Origin of the sequence: Eikenella sp. NML120348, from assembly GCF_001648435.1 — a bacterium.
In the GTDB taxonomy this organism is placed as follows: Bacteria; Pseudomonadota; Gammaproteobacteria; order Burkholderiales; family Neisseriaceae; genus Eikenella; species Eikenella exigua.
The window spans coordinates 526,748-543,216 of the sequence record NZ_LXSP01000001.1 but is presented as its reverse complement, the minus strand read 5'-3'; the positions used below and the strand labels follow the sequence as shown (position 1 = coordinate 543,216).

The 16,469-nt window shown below is 56.5% G+C and carries 17 protein-coding genes; 10 read left to right on the top strand and 7 right to left on the bottom strand.

What is annotated here, in order from left to right; genetic code table 11:
• Window positions 1–67: 67 nt before the first annotated feature.
• The 7 genes from pepN to A7P99_RS02525 all read right to left on the bottom strand — a co-directional run bounded on the left by pepN (window position 68) and on the right by A7P99_RS02525 (window position 9,051).
• Window positions 68–2,737, bottom strand: coding sequence for an aminopeptidase N (gene pepN / locus A7P99_RS02555; protein ID WP_067527762.1), 2,670 nt, complete (start codon window positions 2,735–2,737; stop codon window positions 68–70).
• Between the two features lie 316 nt (window positions 2,738–3,053).
• The gene (locus A7P99_RS02550; protein ID WP_067439603.1) at window positions 3,054–4,274 is read right to left on the bottom strand and encodes a heme biosynthesis HemY N-terminal domain-containing protein; all 1,221 of its coding nucleotides are present in this window, start codon (window positions 4,272–4,274) and stop codon (window positions 3,054–3,056) included.
• Window positions 4,271–5,518 carry a uroporphyrinogen-III C-methyltransferase gene (locus tag A7P99_RS02545; protein ID WP_067447105.1) on the bottom strand — a complete coding sequence of 416 codons (1,248 nt, stop codon included), beginning with the start codon at window positions 5,516–5,518 and terminating at the stop codon, window positions 4,271–4,273. The genes A7P99_RS02550 and A7P99_RS02545 overlap by 4 nt, the downstream gene beginning before the upstream one ends.
• 82 nt (window positions 5,519–5,600) lie before the next feature.
• A complete protein-coding gene (locus A7P99_RS02540) occupies window positions 5,601–5,774 on the bottom strand; it encodes a hypothetical protein (protein ID WP_153705427.1) in 174 nt (57 codons plus the stop codon).
• Between the two features lie 309 nt (window positions 5,775–6,083).
• Complete coding sequence (pgsA, locus tag A7P99_RS02535) at window positions 6,084–6,674, bottom strand: CDP-diacylglycerol--glycerol-3-phosphate 3-phosphatidyltransferase (RefSeq protein ID WP_067447388.1); 591 nt, start codon at window positions 6,672–6,674, stop codon at window positions 6,084–6,086.
• A gap of 11 nt (window positions 6,675–6,685) precedes the next feature.
• Entirely contained in the window at window positions 6,686–8,512 is a 1,827-nt protein-coding gene (gene uvrC, locus A7P99_RS02530) for an excinuclease ABC subunit UvrC (protein WP_067686379.1), read from the bottom strand.
• Window positions 8,513–8,583: 71 nt separating this feature from the next.
• Window positions 8,584–9,051, bottom strand: a complete 468-nt coding sequence (locus A7P99_RS02525) for a hypothetical protein (RefSeq protein WP_067447099.1) — start codon at window positions 9,049–9,051, stop codon at window positions 8,584–8,586.
• A gap of 169 nt (window positions 9,052–9,220) precedes the next feature.
• On the opposite strand from A7P99_RS02525, the gene guaB reads away from it, so the two are divergent.
• The 10 genes from guaB (at window position 9,221) to A7P99_RS02475 (ending at window position 16,455) form a co-directional block, all read left to right on the top strand.
• Window positions 9,221–10,687 (top strand): IMP dehydrogenase, encoded by a 1,467-nt coding sequence (gene guaB, locus A7P99_RS02520; RefSeq protein ID WP_067447097.1) that lies wholly within the window; start codon window positions 9,221–9,223, stop codon window positions 10,685–10,687.
• A 218-nt stretch (window positions 10,688–10,905) separates the two neighbouring features.
• Window positions 10,906–11,832, top strand: a complete 927-nt coding sequence (fabD, locus tag A7P99_RS02515) for an ACP S-malonyltransferase (protein WP_067447095.1) — start codon at window positions 10,906–10,908, stop codon at window positions 11,830–11,832.
• 183 nt (window positions 11,833–12,015) lie between these two features.
• Window positions 12,016–12,762 (top strand): 3-oxoacyl-ACP reductase FabG, encoded by a 747-nt coding sequence (fabG, locus tag A7P99_RS02510; RefSeq protein WP_067439577.1) that lies wholly within the window; start codon window positions 12,016–12,018, stop codon window positions 12,760–12,762.
• Between the two features lie 99 nt (window positions 12,763–12,861).
• Window positions 12,862–13,317 carry a dUTP diphosphatase gene (gene dut / locus A7P99_RS02505; RefSeq protein ID WP_067447093.1) on the top strand — a complete coding sequence of 152 codons (456 nt, stop codon included), beginning with the start codon at window positions 12,862–12,864 and terminating at the stop codon, window positions 13,315–13,317.
• A 154-nt stretch (window positions 13,318–13,471) separates the two neighbouring features.
• The gene (locus tag A7P99_RS02500) at window positions 13,472–13,753 is read left to right on the top strand and encodes a hypothetical protein (RefSeq protein ID WP_067444336.1); all 282 of its coding nucleotides are present in this window, start codon (window positions 13,472–13,474) and stop codon (window positions 13,751–13,753) included.
• A gap of 249 nt (window positions 13,754–14,002) precedes the next feature.
• Complete coding sequence (locus tag A7P99_RS02495) at window positions 14,003–15,094, top strand: replication initiation factor domain-containing protein (RefSeq protein ID WP_067686377.1); 1,092 nt, start codon at window positions 14,003–14,005, stop codon at window positions 15,092–15,094.
• 63 nt (window positions 15,095–15,157) lie between these two features.
• Window positions 15,158–15,481, top strand: a complete 324-nt coding sequence (locus A7P99_RS02490; RefSeq protein WP_231863703.1) for a hypothetical protein — start codon at window positions 15,158–15,160, stop codon at window positions 15,479–15,481.
• Between the two features lie 9 nt (window positions 15,482–15,490).
• Entirely contained in the window at window positions 15,491–15,694 is a 204-nt protein-coding gene (locus A7P99_RS02485) for a hypothetical protein (protein ID WP_067447089.1), read from the top strand.
• Window positions 15,695–15,879: 185 nt separating this feature from the next.
• Window positions 15,880–16,122: a hypothetical protein gene (locus A7P99_RS02480; protein WP_067447087.1), complete on the top strand. Its 243-nt coding sequence runs from the start codon at window positions 15,880–15,882 to the stop codon at window positions 16,120–16,122.
• 15 nt (window positions 16,123–16,137) lie between these two features.
• Window positions 16,138–16,455 carry a hypothetical protein gene (locus tag A7P99_RS02475; RefSeq protein WP_067447085.1) on the top strand — a complete coding sequence of 106 codons (318 nt, stop codon included), beginning with the start codon at window positions 16,138–16,140 and terminating at the stop codon, window positions 16,453–16,455.
• Window positions 16,456–16,469: the final 14 nt, after the last annotated feature.

Sequence of the window (16,469 nt, the reverse complement as noted above, 5' to 3'; positions counted from 1 at the left end):
CCTGAAATTTTAGCTTCGCAGAAACTTTGCTACACGGTGTTTCAGGCAGCCTTTTGTTGTCTCCCTCCTATGCAGAAGCCTGCAAAATCTTGCCGATGATTTCGCCGCTGTCTTTGGAGAGGGCGGGGTTTGCGGCGAGTTTTTGCAGCTCGGCGCGCATCAGGCTGCGGCGCTGCGGTTCGAGCTGGGCGCAGATGTTGAAGGCTTGGGCGAGGCGGGCGGCGATTTGGGGGTTGAAGCGATCGATGCACCCGATTTGGCTAGCGAGGAAGGCGTAGCCGCTGCCGTCTGCTGTGTGGAAGTGCGGCACGTTGCGGCTGAAGCTGCCGAGCAGGGAGCGGGTTTTGTTGGGGTTTTCTAGGCTGAAGGCGGGGTGTTCGAGCGCGGCGGCCACTTGCGCGGGTGTGTCGGCGCGGTGGCTGGCAGCAATCAAGCTGAAGTATTTGCACATCACAAGGTCGTCGCGGTGGAATTTGGCGGCGAATTGTTCGAGAAGGCGGTTGCGCTCGGGGCGCTCGTTGTGGTTGATGGCGCTGAGGATGCCCCATTCGTGGGTCATGTTGCGTGCCATTTGATTGTAGTTGGCGGCCACTTGTTCGATGTGTCCGGGGCGGGCGCGCAGGATGAAGGCGCGGCAGGCGTTGCGCAGGGCGCGCCAGCCTGCTTGTTGCGGATGGTATTCGTAGGGCTCGGCGAGGCCGGATTGCTCTTCTTCCATGCGGCGGGCCTCAGCGTTGAGTGCAGCAAATTGGTCGGCGAAGTGTGCGGCAATCAAATCGAGCAGGGCTTCTCGGGCGCGGTGGACGATGAGCGGATCGATGTTTTGGCGGCCGGCCCAGAGTTCGGCTTCGTTGGGAATGGCGAGCAGGGCGGCTTGGAAGGCGGCGCCGATGTCGGCACGCAAAACGTAGTCGATGGCTTGCAGCAGGGCGTGGTGCTCGGGCAGGGGGCTACCTGAAAGCAGGGCGGTTTCGTTGGCGGCGATGGCGCGGCGGTAGAGAGTTTGTGCGGCTTCCCAGCGGGCGAAGGGGTCGCTGTCGCAGGCGAGCAGCACGGAGAGTTCGTGCTCGCTGTAGGCGTAGTGCAAGTTTACCGGGGCGGAGAAGCCGCGCAGCAGGGAGGGGACGACTTGTTGATAGCCGCCTTCAAATTGCAGGGCAACGCTTTCTTCGGCCTGGTGCAGGGTGAGCACGGCTTCGGTTTGGGTGTGTCCGTTTTCAGGTAGCCTGAAGGGGACGGGCTGGCCGAAGGTGTCTTCGTCGGCGCTGAACAGGGCGATTTTGAGCGGAATCATCATCGGCTGTTTGGCGGCCATATCGGGGGTGGGCGGAATGCTTTGGCGGATGTTCAGCACGAAGCGGTTGCCGGCTTGCAGGCTACCTGAAATATCCAGCACCGGCGTGCCGGCCTGGCTGTACCACAGGGCGAATTGCTCGAAATCGAAGCCGTTGGCATCGGCCATGGCAGCGCGGAAGTCGTCGCAGGTAACGGCTTGGCCGTCGTGGCGCTGGAAATAAAGCTTCATGCCTTTTTGGAAGCCCTCTTCACCGAGGAAGGTGTGATACATGCGCACCACTTCGGCGCCTTTTTCATACACGGTGAGAGTGTAGAAATTGTTCATTTCCACATAGCTGGCGGGGCGCACGGGGTGGGCGGTGGGGCCGGCGTCTTCGGGGAATTGGTGGGCGCGCAGGAAGGATACGTTTTCAATCCGGCGGACTTCGCGGCTGGCGCGGTCGGCGGAGAATTCTTGGTCGCGGAATACGGTGAGGCCTTCTTTGAGCGAGAGCTGGAACCAGTCGCGGCAGGTAACGCGGTTGCCGGTCCAGTTGTGGAAGTATTCGTGGGCAATGACGCCTTCCACGCGCTCGAAATCGGCATCGGTGGCGGTGCGGCTGTCGGCCAGCACGCAGGCGGTGTTGAAAATGTTCAGGCCTTTGTTTTCCATCGCGCCCATGTTGAAGTCGCCCACGGCCACCACCATGAAAATATCCAAATCGTATTCGAGGCCGAAACGGGTTTCGTCCCAGCGCATGGCGTGTTTGAGCGATTCGATGCCGAAGCGCACTTTGCCGGCATCTTCGGCACGGGTGAAGAATTCGAGTGCCACTTGGCGGCCGCTTCGGGTGGTGAAGCTGTCGCGGGTGCACACCAAATCGCCTGCCACGAGGGCGAACAGGTAGCTGGGTTTGGCGAAGGGGTCGTGCCATTCGGCCCAGTGGCGGTTGTCGGGCAGCGTGCCGTAGCCGGTACGGTTGCCGTTGGAAAGCAGCACGGGGAAGCGGGCGCGGTCGGCGCTGATGCGGGTGGTGTAGATGCCCATCACGTCGGGGCGGTCGGGGTGGTAGGTGATTTTGCGGAAGCCTTCCGGTTCGCATTGGGTGTAGAGGTTGCCGCCGCTGGCGTAGAGCCCCATCAAGGATTTGTTGTGGTGCGGATAAAGGCGGGTGGTTACGCTCAGCTTGAAGGGCTGGGCGGGAACGTGCTGGATGGATAGTGTGTTGTTTTCTAAGGTGTAGGCGGTTTCAGGTAGCCTTTGGCCGTTGAGCTCGAGGAAAACCAGATCGGCCGAGCCTTGCAGCACCAATGTGCCGCCAGCATCGGGCTGGGGCTGGATGGAAAGTTCGGCGGTAACGGCGGTATGGTCGTCATACACGTCGAAATTCAGGCGGATGTGCGGCACGAGGTATTCGGGGGCGCGGTAGTCTTTGAGGTAGTGTGCGGTTTGCTGGGGCATGACGGGCGGCCTTGTGGAAGAATGGAAAGCGGTCATTTTAGCGCAAAACGGGGATGGATTTTCAGGCAGCCTTATTGGCGGGAGTGGCCGTGTTGTTACACTATTGCCGTTATTGGAGGCATGTGTTGCTACCAAAGCACTTCTCTTTCCAATCGCGCCGATTTGCTTTGACATATTGCTGGTATTGCCTGCGGTTTGCTACTTTGTATGAAAAATCATGGTTTTAGTTATTATCGGCTTGAATAAAGGCTACCTGAAAACAAGCTGAGCAGAAATTGGCAAAGCTTGTTTTCAGGTAGCCTTTTTCCGTATGCCCTTATTCGGCGGCGTTTTCGTCGTCTTCTGGGGTGATTTCGGTCAGCACCAGTTGGCGTTGCTGCTCAGCCTGCTCGGGTTTGTCCATTTCGTCGAACACTTTGGCCAGCACCAAGCGTGCTTGGGGAGTGGCTTGGGCTTGCAGACTGGCTTCGAGGTAGCCTTGGGCTTTGCCCCATAGTTGTTTGGCGTAGGCCATTTGGCCGAGGTGCAGCAGCAAGGAGGCGTCTTGCGGTGCGTCGTGCAGCCAGCCTTCCACGGTGTCCATGATTTTCTGCTGTTCGCGCGGGCTCAGGTAGCGGGCGGCTTCAATCATGGGCGGCAGGAGCTGGGCATTACGATGCTTGGGATAGTGGGCTTTTACCCATTTCACCACACGGGGATACTGGCCGATTTGCAGCATTTTTTCGGCGATCGGGGCGCAGAGTTCGCCTTCCTGTATTTCTTTGGGAATGCGGCCGAGGCAGGCTTTAAGGGCGGGATAGTCGGCGGCGAGGGCGAGGAGTTCGCGCCAAGCCCATTCGCGGTATTGGGCGGCTTCGGCGGCGTTGAGGGCGGAAGCTTTTTCCAGCTTGGCCACGCGGTCGAGCACTTCCAAGGGGTTGTTTTGCTCGAACATATAGCGCAGCTGCAGGCGTACCAGGCGGGTGAGCTTGGGGTTGATGGCGGCAGCAGCGGCCAGGGCGGCCTCGGCGGCGGGATAATCCTGCCGGTTGAGCGCGGATTCGGCTTCGAGCAGGTGGCGCGAGAGCTGGGCTTTATGCGGCAGCTGGGCGATTTCTTTCAGGTAGCCTTCACGCTTAGCATCGTCGCCCATTTGGTCGGCGCTGTGCACGGCGAGCATCAGGGCGAGGGTGCGGTTGTGACCGGCTTCTTTGTTTTCCAGCACTTTGGCGGCTTCTTGCTCGGCGTGTTGGAATTTGCCTTCAAAGTAGGCGAGGCCGGCTTTGTTGAGCGCAGTTTCGGCATGATGCGCCTGGCGGCTGCGGCCGAAGCGGCGCACGCGGCCGGGAATGTTGATGATGCCGTTAATCAGGCGCAGCAGCAGGTAGAGCAGCACCACGAACACGAGCATGGCGCCCACAAATAAATGCAGGTTTACCGCAATCTGGGTTTGGGTTTGATCGATAACGATATACACGTTGCCACTGTAATGCTGCGCGGCAATGGTGAGGCCGACTGCGGCGGCAAACAGCACGATAATCCAAATTAGGCCTTTCATGATTCAATCCCCTTGTGAGCGGCGGAAGCCTGAGCCGGCGCTGGAAGCGCGGGGGCGGAGGCTGCCGGTGTGGGTTGGCTGGCCGGCGCGGGCACGGAAACGGGCGCGGCAGGCTGCGAAGCGGCAGCTTCAGAAGCGGCTTCAGGCTGGCCGAGGATTTCGCCTTGGCGCTGCTGGCGGTAGTCGGCGATGGCTTTCAGGCTGGCAGAAAGGCTGTCGCCCACGTTGCCGCTACCCGGCTGGATAGCTTTGAGCTGGGCGATTTCGCGCAGCCAGGATTGGGCCGCGGGGGTAGCAGCGTCAAAGTATTGGCGCACGGCGTTTTCCGAGGCGGCCAGGTCGTTTTGGTAAATATCGTTTTGACGCTGCATCAGAGCCACGCGGGCAGAGAGCAGGTGTAGGCGCAGGTTTTCTCGCACATAAAATGCCTGTTCGGGCGACATCAGGAGCGCATCGGTGCTATTGAGGCGGCGGATTTCCACCATGCCTTTGAGGCCGCCGAGGGTGCGGTTCCAGGCTTGGCGCCACCACGGATCATTCGGCGAGACGGCAGCGGGCGCGGCGGCTTGCGGCGGGCGCAGGCTGGAATCGGCCAAGAGCGGCAGCGCACCCACGGCGGCTTCCAGGCGGCTCAAGCGCAGCGCGGCATTGGCGGTGTCGGTGAAGGGGCGCTGGCGCAGTTTGGCCAAGTCGGCACTAACGGCCTGTTTCAAAGGCAGCAGCTGCGGCTGCTCGAAACGCGCCAAACGGGCATCCAGCCCTTCGAGCACGGCTACGGCGGCGGGCACGTTGTCGGCAATCACCAGCTGCTGACCGGCCAGATTGAGCGCGGCCTCGGCTTCGTCCACCACCCAGTCGCTGCGGGTTTTCAACAGCTCTTGCAGGGCGCGGTTGTTGGCGGCGGCTTCGGCCTGCTGGGTTTGCATATCGCTTTGCAGCTGCTTGATTAGGGCTTCGTTGTCTTGCAGCTTGCGGCCGGCATCGGCTAACAGGGCGGCGTTTTGCGATTCGCCCAAGGCAGCCTGGTTGATTTTTTGATCGAACTGGATTTCCTGGCGTTTGAGCAGGTTTTGCCCCTGCACAAACAAAAAGCCGCTGGCACCCAGGCCGAGCACGGCCAGCACGAGGGCAAACGCGCCCAAACCTTTACCGCCGGATTTAACGACCACCGGTGCAACAGGGCTGGCCGGGGCGGGAGCGGGAGGCTGTACGGCGGGTACGGATTCGTTTTCCGGTTGGCTCATGCTATTCCTTTCATATTATTCAATCGGTTGTGAGGCTACCTGAAAGCCGGTGCGGCGTTTGCACACATTGGAATTTCAATTTTCAGGTAGCCTGAGTGAGGTGTTGCCGTTCGGCAATTAAAATGTTTTCCAGCTCTGCAGCCGAACTGAGCAGGCGGATGCGTGCCGCGCCTGCTTGGCTCAGTGCCTCGGCAATGCGCGGATGATGGGCGAAGTATAGCAAGGATTGCAGCTGCTGGGTTAGGCTTGCGGGCATGACGGCGAACAGCGGGCGCACTTGTTCGGCAGAGGTAATTCATGCGGTGGTAGGCTGCGCAGCAGCAAATAGCGCCCAATCAGGAGCAAGCAGCAAGCGTTGGTAGATGTTGGTACAGGTTACCTGAAAATCATAAAAATCCAACCTTCATGTTTTGCCGATGCAGAACAAGGGAAGATTGATGATATTGAGAGCATCGGTGGGTGGGGTAACAAGATGATACGCTTCTCGAATGTTTAAAAATATTTAAATATTATCTGCGCGTTCTGTTTTGCTGTGTTTGTTTTTACCTCGTTGAAGTTTGCGCTATCAGATAGTTTTGGGCGGGCGGGGTTGTTTGAATTCTTTGGCGGCCATTTTGAGGTAGTAGAACATCGACCACAGGGTGAGCACGCAGGCGGCGAACATGAGGGCGTTGCCCAGCCAGATGAAGTCGAGGCCGAGGGCGGGCCAGCTTTGCAGCAGCAGCAGGGTGATGGCGGCCATTTGGGCGGCGGTTTTGAATTTGCCGATGGCGGCCACGGCCACGCTGTTGCGTTTGCCCAGCTGCGCCATCCATTCGCGCAGGGCGGAGATGGTGATTTCGCGGCCGATGATGATGATGGCGCAGATGGCCCAGGTGCGGTCGAGGCGGACGAGGAGGATGAGGGCGACGGCCACCATGAGTTTGTCGGCCACGGGGTCGAGGAAGGCGCCGAAGTCGGAGGTTTGCTTCCATTTGCGGGCGAGGTAGCCGTCGAACCAGTCGGTCACGGCGGCGAGCACGAATAATGCGGCGGCGCAGGTGTTTACGGTTTGGATACCCACGCGCCAGGAGGCGGGCAGGTAGAAAAGGGCGGTAAACAGCGGAATCATGAGGATGCGCGACCAGGTGAGCAGGATGGGGATGTTCCAGGGCATGTTGCGGTCTTTCAATGTAGGGCTTCGTAGATTTTTTCGGCCAGGGCGCGGCTGATACCTTCGGTTTGGGCCAAGTCGTCGATACTGGCGGCTTGGATACCGCGCAGGCCGCCGAAGCGGGTGAGCAGGTTGCGGCGGCGCTTGTCGCCCACGCCGGGGATTTCGGCCAGCGAGGAGGTAACGCGGGCTTTGCCACGTTTGCGGCGGTGGCCGGTGATGGCAAAGCGGTGGGACTCGTCGCGCACGGTTTGCAAAAGGTGCAGGGCGGGGTGGTGCGGCGGGAGTTGGGTGGTGGTGCCCAAGTGCGGAATAATCAGCTCTTCGAGGCCGGCTTTGCGCTCGGGGCCTTTGGCAATGCCGACCATGGGCAGGCGGATGCCTAAATCCTGCCATACTTGCTGCGCCATGGCCACCTGGCCTTTGCCGCCGTCGATCAGCACCAGGTCGGGCCATTTGCCGTCTTCTTCGTTGCCTTCGGCCAGTTTGCCGTAGCGGCGGGTGAGCACTTCGTGCATGGCGGCATAGTCGTCGCCGGCTTTGGCGGTTTTGATGTTGTAGCGGCGGTATCGGTCGGGGCGCATGCTTTGGTTTTCATATACTACGCAGGAAGCGACAGTGGCTTCGCCTTGGGTGTGGCTGATGTCGAAGCATTCGATGCAGTTAAGCTCGGCGGTGGGCAGTTGCAGCAGTTCGGCCAGGGCTTGGACGCGTTGTTCTTGGTTTTGGTTTTGTTGTTGTTTCTGGCGCAGGGCGAGCAGGGCGTTTTGTTCGGCCATTTGCAGCCACACGCGCCGCTCGCCGCTGGTTTTGGCAATAAAGCGAATTTGTTTGCCGTGCTCTTCGATTAGGGCAGTTTGCAGGTTTTCAGGTAGCCTGAAGTTGCTGATGATAATGTCGGGTTTGTCGCGGCCAAGATAATGCTGTGCAGCGAAGGCTTCACCATAGGCGGCGGCTTCTTCGGGGGCAGAGTGGCGGCTGTCGGGGAAAAAGCTTTTTTCACCCACGCGCCGGCCGTTGCGGATGCTGACCCAGTGGATACAGATGCCGCCCTGCTCGGTGGCGAGGGCGAGAATATCGATGTTGTAGGCGGCGTTGGGATTGTTGCTGTCGATAAATTGCTGGCTCTGGATTTTGCCTAGGGCTTGGATTTGGTCGCGGTAGCGGGCGGCGTGTTCGAAGTCGAGCGTTTCGGCAGCCCGCTGCATTTTGGCGGTGAGGCTTTGCAGCAGGCGGTCGGCTTTGCCGTTGATGAAGGTGGCGGCTTCCTCCACACTGGTGCGGTAGTCTTCCTGCGAAATGTGGCCGACGCAGGGAGCGGAGCAACGTTTGATTTGGTAGAGCAGGCAGGGGCGGTCGCGGTGTTCAAACACGCTGTCTTCGCAGGTGCGCAGCAGGAAAACTTTCTGCAAAATCTGAATGCTGTCGCGCACGGCGTAGCTGTTGGGGTAGGGGCCGAAGTATTGGTTGGTTTTCTTCAGGCTGCCGCGGTAGTAGGCCATTTGCGGGAAGTTGTGGCCGGTGAGCATGAGGTAGGGGTAGGACTTGTCGTCGCGAAACAGGATATTGTATTTCGGCGACAAGGCCTTAATGAAGTTGTTTTCGAGAATCAGCGCTTCGGTTTCGGAGCGGGTTACCGTGATTTCGATGTGGGCAATCTGCCGTACCATCAGGGCAATGCGCGGGGATAGGTCATTTTTTTGAAAATAGCTGCCCACGCGGCGTTTGAGGTTGACGGCTTTGCCAACATACAAAACCTGCCCATCCTTATTCGAAAAGCGGTAAACGCCGGGCAGGTTGGGCAGGTTGCTGATAATGGCATGCGGGTCGAAATCAGACATGGCCGAAGGTTTGCTGGGAAGTGAAACGGCAATACCGGACGGCCGGCTGAATCAAACCGGCTGGAGCGCCGTTAGTTGCAGAATTGATTTACGTTGCTCTGATATTGCTGGATGAGCTGCTCGCGGTTTTGGATGCGGGCAGTTTGCGCGTGTTGCAGGTTGATTTTGGCAGTGCTGCAGGCGCTGGCACGGGCGGCCTCATTTTCTTCGCGCACTTTGCGGTTGGCATCTTCAATAGCTTTGTTTTCTTCAAGCTGTTTTTGGTTGGCCATGGCCTGTAAATCGGCAGCGGAGATTTCACCGTTGTTGTTCTGCACCTGTGGTAGCTGGTTTTGTTGGTGGCCGGCAGGGGCAGCGGCGGGACGCGAGGTTTGGGTGCGCACATTCACAATGTTGCTGGTGGCGGGAATGAGGTTTTTCGGCACATCGGAATAGGTGGGGCTGCGGCCATTCCATTGGTACACGTCCTCTGCCATCAGGCTACCTGAAAACAACATGGTTGCGGCGCAGGCGGCCAGCAAGGTTAATTTTTTATTCATTTGAGCGGTCTTCCCGTTGAGTCATAGTTACACAATCGGTTTCCATTGTACTTCAACTGGTGGCCTGCTGTCATGCCTGAGGCCGGTTTGTGCCGTTTTGCTTACTAAATGCCGGCAAATTTGCTACAATACGGCCGCATTATTAGCAACCGACAAGAAGGTTTTAATCATGCGAATCGTTGAAAAAGCCTACACCTTTGATGATGTATTGCTTGTTCCCGCTCATTCCCAAGTGCTGCCCAAGCACGTCTCGCTGCAAACCCGCCTTACCCGCAATATTTCCCTCAACATGCCCTTGATTTCCGCCGCCATGGACACCGTTACCGAGGCGCGATTGGCCATTTCTATGGCACAAGAGGGCGGCATCGGCATTATTCATAAGAATATGAGCATTAAACGCCAAGCCGAAGCAGTGTCCAAGGTGAAACGGCACGAAAGCGGCGTGGTGAAAGATCCGATTACGATTGTGCCGGAAATGTTGGTTGGCCAGCTGTTGGAAATGCGCGCACAGCGCAAGCGGCAGATGTCTGGCTTGCCGGTGGTGCAGGACGGCAAACTGGTGGGCTTGGTTACCAACCGCGATTTGCGCTTTGAAACCCGCCTCGACCAGCCGGTGTCCGCCATCATGACGCCCCGTGCTGAATTGGTTACCGTGCCCGAAGGCACCAGCATTGAAGACGCGCGCGAACTGATGCATCAGCATAAGGTCGAGCGCGTTTTGGTTGTGAACGCCCAAGACGAGCTCAAAGGCCTGATCACGGTGCGCGATATTTTGAAAACCACCGAATTCCCCCATGCCAACAAAGACCAAGACGGCCGCTTGCGCGTTGGTGCTGCGGTGGGCGTGGGCCCGGAAACCGACGAACGCGTAGCCGCTTTGGTGGCTGCCGGGGTGGACGTGATTGTGGTGGACACCGCACACGGCCACAGCCAAGGTGTTTTGGATCGGGTGCGTTGGGTGAAGGCACACTTCCCGCAAGTGCAGGTAATTGGCGGCAATATTGCCACCGCACAGGCGGCACGCGATTTGGTGGCTGCCGGGGCAGATGCAGTGAAAGTGGGCATCGGCCCGGGCTCGATTTGCACCACCCGCATCGTGGCCGGCGTGGGCGTGCCGCAGCTGACGGCGATTCACAACGTGGCCGAGGCGCTCAAAGGCACCGGCGTGCCGCTGATTGCCGACGGCGGCATCCGCTTCTCCGGCGATGTGGCCAAAGCCCTGGCTGCCGGCGCCTCCACCGTGATGCTGGGTGGCATGTTTGCCGGCACAGACGAAGCGCCGGGCGAAATCGAGCTCTATCAAGGCCGCTCTTACAAATCCTATCGCGGTATGGGCTCGCTGGGCGCGATGAGCCAAGGCTCGTCCGACCGCTATTTCCAAGACAAACAAGACAGCGCAGATAAATACGTGCCCGAGGGCATCGAAGGCCGCGTGCCGTATAAAGGCCCGATTGTGAACATCATCCACCAGCTGGTGGGCGGCCTGCGTTCCAGCATGGGCTATTTGGGCTGCGCCAATATTGCCGAAATGCACGAAAAGGCCGAGTTTGTGGAAATCACCGCTGCCGGTATGAGCGAATCGCACGTGCACGACGTGCAGATTACTAAAGAGGCACCGAACTACCACTGGCGCTGATTAGGCTTTTGGATAAAGGCTACCTGAAACTTTGAAACCGACACTTTCAGGTAGCCTGTTTGCGGCAGAATTCGGCTAACCTTGCTACACCGCCAGCTGCTTTTAAAACACGTTAAGCCCAATTGGCCAAGCTATAAGGCTACCTGAGAAATCTGAATACCACTTTCAGGTAGCCTGTACGCTTCCAAAGCAACACTCTTGATACAGAAGGAAACACCATGTCTTTTGCCTTTTTCTTCCCCGGCCAGAGCTCGCAGAGCCTGAATATGATGGCTGGTTTCGACGGCGTATCCGTTATCCGCCAAACCTTTGAGCAGGCCTCCGTCGCGCTGAACGAGGATTTGTGGGCGATGATGAACGGCGAAGATGCCGCGCTTATCGGCCAAACCGTCAACACCCAGCCCTTGATGCTCGCCGCCGGTGTGGCCACCTACCGCGCCTACCTCGAAGCGGGCGGCAAAACCCCCGCCGCCGTAGCCGGGCACAGCCTGGGCGAATACAGCGCGCTGGTGGCCGCCGGCAGCCTGGATTTTGCCGATGCCGTGCGCCTGGTGCGCCTGCGTGCCGAGCTGATGCAGTCGGCTGTGCCGCAAGGGCAGGGCGCGATGGCGGCCATTTTGGGGCTGGAAGACGATGCCGTGCGCCAAATCTGCGCCGCTGCCGCGCAAGGGCAGGTGGCTGAGGCGGTGAACTTCAATTCGCCCGGCCAAGTGGTGATTGCTGGCGATGCTACTGCAGTGGAACGCGCCATGGCCGCGGCTAAAGAAGCCGGTGCCAAACGTGCGCTGCCGCTACCTGTGTCTGTGCCGTCGCATTGCAGCCTGATGAGGCCTGCCGCCGAAAAACTGGCCGCCGCCCTGCAAAGCGTGGTATTGAACGCACCGCAAATCCGCGTGATCAATAACGTGGACGTGGCTTCCTACACCGACTCCGCGCAAATCAAAGATGCGCTGGTGCGCCAGCTGTACAGCCCGGTGCGCTGGACGGAAACCGTGGCGCTCCTCGTGCGCGAAGGCATTACCGAATCCGCCGAATGCGGCCCCGGCAAAGTGCTGGCCGGTCTGGCTAAACGCATCGACAAAGCCGCCGTGTGCGCCGCGCTCACTTCGCAGGAAGCGATGGACACATTTATCGCCACCCATTAAGCTTTCAGGTAGCTTTTGGTTGCTACTGAATTGAACCATTATCTGAAAACCTATAGCGGATTAATACACTGTTTGATACAAGGTGACGAGTCATAAACAGTACAGTAGTACGGCAGGCGAGCCAATCGTAGCGAAAATTAAGCTAATCTGCTATATCTAACTCTTAACACAAGGAATCCCAATATGCTTACCCAAAATCTATCTCAAAAAATTGCATTGGTTACTGGAGCTTCACGTGGTATCGGTGCTGCTATTGCTTCCACGCTGGCGCAAGCCGGCGCTACGGTGATTGGTACCGCTATTACCGAAGAAAGCGCAGTTGCTGTTGGCCGGCAGTTGGAACCTTGGCAGGGACATGGTCGTGTGCTGGAAATCAATGAAGAAAATAGTATCGAAAATTTGATTGCCGGTATCGAAAAAGAATTTGGTAGATTAGATATTTTAGTAAACAATGCCGGTATTACGCGCGATAGTTTGTTGATGCGCATGAAAGAAGAGGAGTGGGATGACATCATGCAGGTCAATCTCAAATCTGTGTTCCGCGCCAGTAAAGCCGTGTTGCGCGGTATGATGAAACAGCGCAGCGGCCGCATCATCAGTATCACCTCCGTGGTGGGCGCGATGGGCAACGCTGGTCAGAGCAATTACGCCGCTGCCAAAGCTGGCTTAATGGGGTTTTCCAAATCACTAGCACGTGAAGTGGGCAGCCGTGGTATCACTGTTAACTGCGTTGCTCCGGGCTTTATTGATACTGTTATGACTCAATCGCTACCAGAGGAAGTTCGTGCTGCTTTTACTGCGCAGACGGCACTAGGTAAGTTCGGTGAGGTTGACGATGTGGCTGCTGCCGTCTTGTTCCTTGCTTCCGAGCAGGCACGCTATATTACTGGTCAAACTCTGCACGTCAATGGTGGTATGCTGATGCCGTAAGTAGCGCAGCAGCCATATTTTCAGGTAGCCTGCCGCAGGGCATAATGGCTACCTGAAAATTTATCATCATTAAGAATTCAAACATTTATAGAGACAGCCATGCAACCTACAGTCGAACTTAAAATCCTCAACCCCAAAATGCAAGACCACCTGCCGCACTATGCCACCCCCGGCGCCGCCGGCCTCGATTTGCGCGCCTGTTTGGACGAAGCCGTAGAGTTACCGTCTGGCGGCACATTCCTCGTACCTACCGGCATTGCCATTCACCTAGCCGATCCTGCCTACGCCGCCATGTTGCTGCCGCGCTCCGGGCTGGGTCACAAGAACGGCATCGTGTTGGGCAACCTGGTTGGCCTCATCGATTCCGATTACCAGGGCGAGCTTAAAATCTCGTTGTGGAACCGCAGCAGCGAAGAAGCCTTCATCATCGAGCCGATGGCACGCGTGGCGCAAATGGTGATCGTGCCTGTGGTGCAGCCGCAGTTTAAAGTGGTGGAAGAATTTGCCCAGAGCTCACGCGGTGAAGGCGGTTTCGGCAGCACCGGACGGATGTGAAGCGGGTTTGAAAAAGGCTACCTGAAAATACAGATTTTGAGTTTTCAGGTAGCCTTATATATTGCACCCCGTTAACAAACCTTATCAAAGGTTATGTTAGCGGGGTTTTTTAAGCCCCGTTATTTCAAGACAGCCAAGCAAAGGGGCTTAAATCATGAAACTTCAATTACCCACCTACCCCAATATCACGGCCACGATTGACAGATCGAAAGAAGGCCTGTTTTACGAAGTCACGCTGATTCTGCACATCACGCCGGAGCGCGGCCACATTCTTTATTCAGAAATAGTAGAACTCGAATCAGAAGACGTCGTACCCGAATTGCTCGACAGCTATTCATTGTACGTAATCGACGCTATCGAATTGGGCATTCCGTTTTTCCGTAGCATTACCGAATCCGAAGTTGTGCGCCTCGTACCGGAGGAGTGCGTGCTATGAGCAAGCGAAAATATCAGCTACCGGAAGCATCCGATATTGATGCCATTATTGCAGCAGCCAGCATGCGGCCTGAAACGGCAGAGGCGGCAGCGGGCTGTGCCGGTGCTGACGCCGATGCCGATTCAGGCCGCCCCCCTCGGCTAATAGGGGGGGGAACGAAAAAATAACCCTGAAGCGCAAGGTACGGAGGCAGACGACTGGGAAACCTTTAAAACCTTTACTCACGTCATTTCCAGCAACGGCAAATTATTGGAAGTCCCGCTTCGTCGCGGCCAAAGCGATGCCGCCTTTATCGACCAGCTGACCTTTACCATCCACGAAAGCACCCTGTGCCTGATAGCCGGTCATCCCTTGGTGGCAGATGAAGAATACCTGATTCAGTACAGCCGGACACTACAGGAAATTTTCGGTTTCGGCATTACCAAGAAATTCGATTATCGCGGTAAATTTTTCTATAACGAATGCTACCAACTCGGGCCCGAAGATATGCAATACGGCAAGCTGCATTACGGCGGCCAGCGTGAAACGGTATTGGTGGAACTGAATGCCCAAGGCTGCATAGCTGCAAAAGAAGGCTGGGAAAAACGTCTGTACGATTTTTTAGCCGATGCCGTCCGTCCAAAAATTACCCGCGTTGACGCAGCACACGATTTCTTTCAAGGCGAATACACACCTGAACAAGCCCTAGTAGATTTGGACAACGGCGGTTTCTCGTGGACAAACCGCATCCCAAAAAGCGAATGCAGGGGTTCGGATTGGCGTTCGCAAGACGGCAGTGGCAGAACCTTCTACATCGGCTCGCGCGAAAGCTCCAAACTGACTCGCGTGTATGAGAAAGGTAAACAGCTTGGCGACAAAGAAAGCCCTTGGGTGCGCTTTGAAGTCGAATTTAGGGCGCGAGATATTGTGATTCCGCTCGACGTGTTGTTGAAGCCGGGCAAATACTTGTCGGGGGCATATCCGATATGCGAAAGCATCTTCAAGCAGAAATCGGAGCGTATCGAAGCCGTAAAAAAGACCGTTAACCTGATGCTGGAGCACAAGGTCAGGCATGCCAGGAATCAGGTGGGGCGCTTACTCAATTTTTTATCCGATCTCGGTTATGACGCCGAAGATATCGTGAACCAGTTGAAACCGGAGCATGATAAATACCCCAAAGGGTTACGGCCTGAAGAATATGACTGCCAAGTAGCGGCAGACGGTTATATGCATGCCATGCCAAGGCATAAGGCGGATGAATTCGGGATGGTCGAAATTGATTATTTGACCCGTATGCAAGAAGACCCGAATTTTGACCGGCAAGAAAGAATGTTTCCTGATGAGTGGAAAATATTCAAATGATTTTAAAGGCTTGGATGGCTGCCTGAATCGCCATTAATTAACTCTAACAGAAAGGTAAATATCATGAATCAAATTAATTTTGTTATGCAGGCTTCCGTGCTTGGTGTCAAAAAGTTCAAAGGCAACATCGAAGGCACGGAAATTGACCAGACCAAAGTTCTAGTGGCTACCCCGCTGGATGAAAGCCAAGGCAATGCCCTTGGTTTGGTAACTAGCGAATATCGTTACGGCACCAGCCTGAATTTTGAAAAGTTCAAAGACAAAACTTTCCCATTTTTCGCCGAACTATCCGTATCCATGACCTCCAACGGCAAAACCCAGCGCATTAATTTAGTGGATTTCCGCGAAATTCCCGAAGGGCCGAAAAAGACAGCACCGGCCAAATAAGGGGGGCACATGAGGCTACAGCGTTTCTTTATCGTGCAGAGCTTGGAAAGTTACGACTTTCTTTGTTCCGACGATTCGGGGGATGTCGGCTTTACTCCGGTGTTATCGCGGGCGGGCTGTTATGAATCCCGTGAAGACGCTGTGGAAGCAGGCATTGAAGAAATCGGCGCAGGTTTCGCCATCTTTGAATTCCTGCGCTATTTGGAGGACTGAATGAAATCGAAAATTCCCTTATCGTTCAAGATTGCTCTAGGCGCATTCGTTGTTTTGGGCTGCATTTTGGCCGTATCGACCTATTACTTGTTCGGTTAACCGGTTTCGGGGTCGGGCGGCGCTCCGGAAATACCTTTGCATAGCCGCCAATTTCCTAATAACAACGCATTTAGAAAGGATAAATCATGCGTTTACTTCAGAAGTTCAGAGGCTTCGGCCTGAAAGCAACCGCTGCCGGTACGGCACTGGCAGCAACCGGATCTGCCTATGCAGAAGGTGTGGATTTGAGCAGCATCGGTACGACTGCGGCGACCGAAATCGCCAAATTCGCCGTTATGGTGTCCGCCATCGGTATGGCCTTGCTGTCCGTGGTGATCGTGATCCAAGGCTTCAAGATTGCCTACGGCATGATTAGGTCTGGTCGCTAAGGTGAGGGGGCTGTTGTGGGCTACAGAATCGGTTATCAGTGTTTCGCTTCGCAAGAAGACGCTGCGGACTGGCTGATGTCGCAGCAGCCTCCAACCATTACCGCCGAAGGCAAAGTAATCCGACCCTACAAAGTCGGCCAAACATGGCAGGTAGAAGGCCAGCCCGTCAACCTGTACTTTCCCCAATGCGATATAGCCGAACAAATCAAGCTCGGCATTTTTACCACGTTCCCGCTGTTGTTCCTGTTCTTCATGGTTTGGGGATTCCGTATTGTGTACAAGCTTGTTTATTCGGCCACTAATCCGGCAGAGGGCGGGGGCGGCGATGATTGATTTTTGGTTTATGT

Coding starts and splice junctions, on each gene's coding strand:
- pepN (WP_067527762.1), bottom strand. CDS start 2,737: ATGCCCCAGCAAACCGCACACTACCTCAAAGACTACCGCGCCCCCGAA.
- A7P99_RS02550 (WP_067439603.1), bottom strand. CDS start 4,274: ATGAAAGGCCTAATTTGGATTATCGTGCTGTTTGCCGCCGCAGTCGGC.
- A7P99_RS02545 (WP_067447105.1), bottom strand. CDS start 5,518: ATGAGCCAACCGGAAAACGAATCCGTACCCGCCGTACAGCCTCCCGCT.
- A7P99_RS02540 (WP_153705427.1), bottom strand. CDS start 5,774: ATGCCCGCAAGCCTAACCCAGCAGCTGCAATCCTTGCTATACTTCGCC.
- pgsA (WP_067447388.1), bottom strand. CDS start 6,674: ATGCCCTGGAACATCCCCATCCTGCTCACCTGGTCGCGCATCCTCATG.
- uvrC (WP_067686379.1), bottom strand. CDS start 8,512: ATGTCTGATTTCGACCCGCATGCCATTATCAGCAACCTGCCCAACCTG.
- A7P99_RS02525 (WP_067447099.1), bottom strand. CDS start 9,051: ATGAATAAAAAATTAACCTTGCTGGCCGCCTGCGCCGCAACCATGTTG.
- guaB (WP_067447097.1), top strand. CDS start 9,221: ATGCGAATCGTTGAAAAAGCCTACACCTTTGATGATGTATTGCTTGTT.
- fabD (WP_067447095.1), top strand. CDS start 10,906: ATGTCTTTTGCCTTTTTCTTCCCCGGCCAGAGCTCGCAGAGCCTGAAT.
- fabG (WP_067439577.1), top strand. CDS start 12,016: ATGCTTACCCAAAATCTATCTCAAAAAATTGCATTGGTTACTGGAGCT.
- dut (WP_067447093.1), top strand. CDS start 12,862: ATGCAACCTACAGTCGAACTTAAAATCCTCAACCCCAAAATGCAAGAC.
- A7P99_RS02500 (WP_067444336.1), top strand. CDS start 13,472: ATGAAACTTCAATTACCCACCTACCCCAATATCACGGCCACGATTGAC.
- A7P99_RS02490 (WP_231863703.1), top strand. CDS start 15,158: ATGAATCAAATTAATTTTGTTATGCAGGCTTCCGTGCTTGGTGTCAAA.
- A7P99_RS02485 (WP_067447089.1), top strand. CDS start 15,491: ATGAGGCTACAGCGTTTCTTTATCGTGCAGAGCTTGGAAAGTTACGAC.
- A7P99_RS02480 (WP_067447087.1), top strand. CDS start 15,880: ATGCGTTTACTTCAGAAGTTCAGAGGCTTCGGCCTGAAAGCAACCGCT.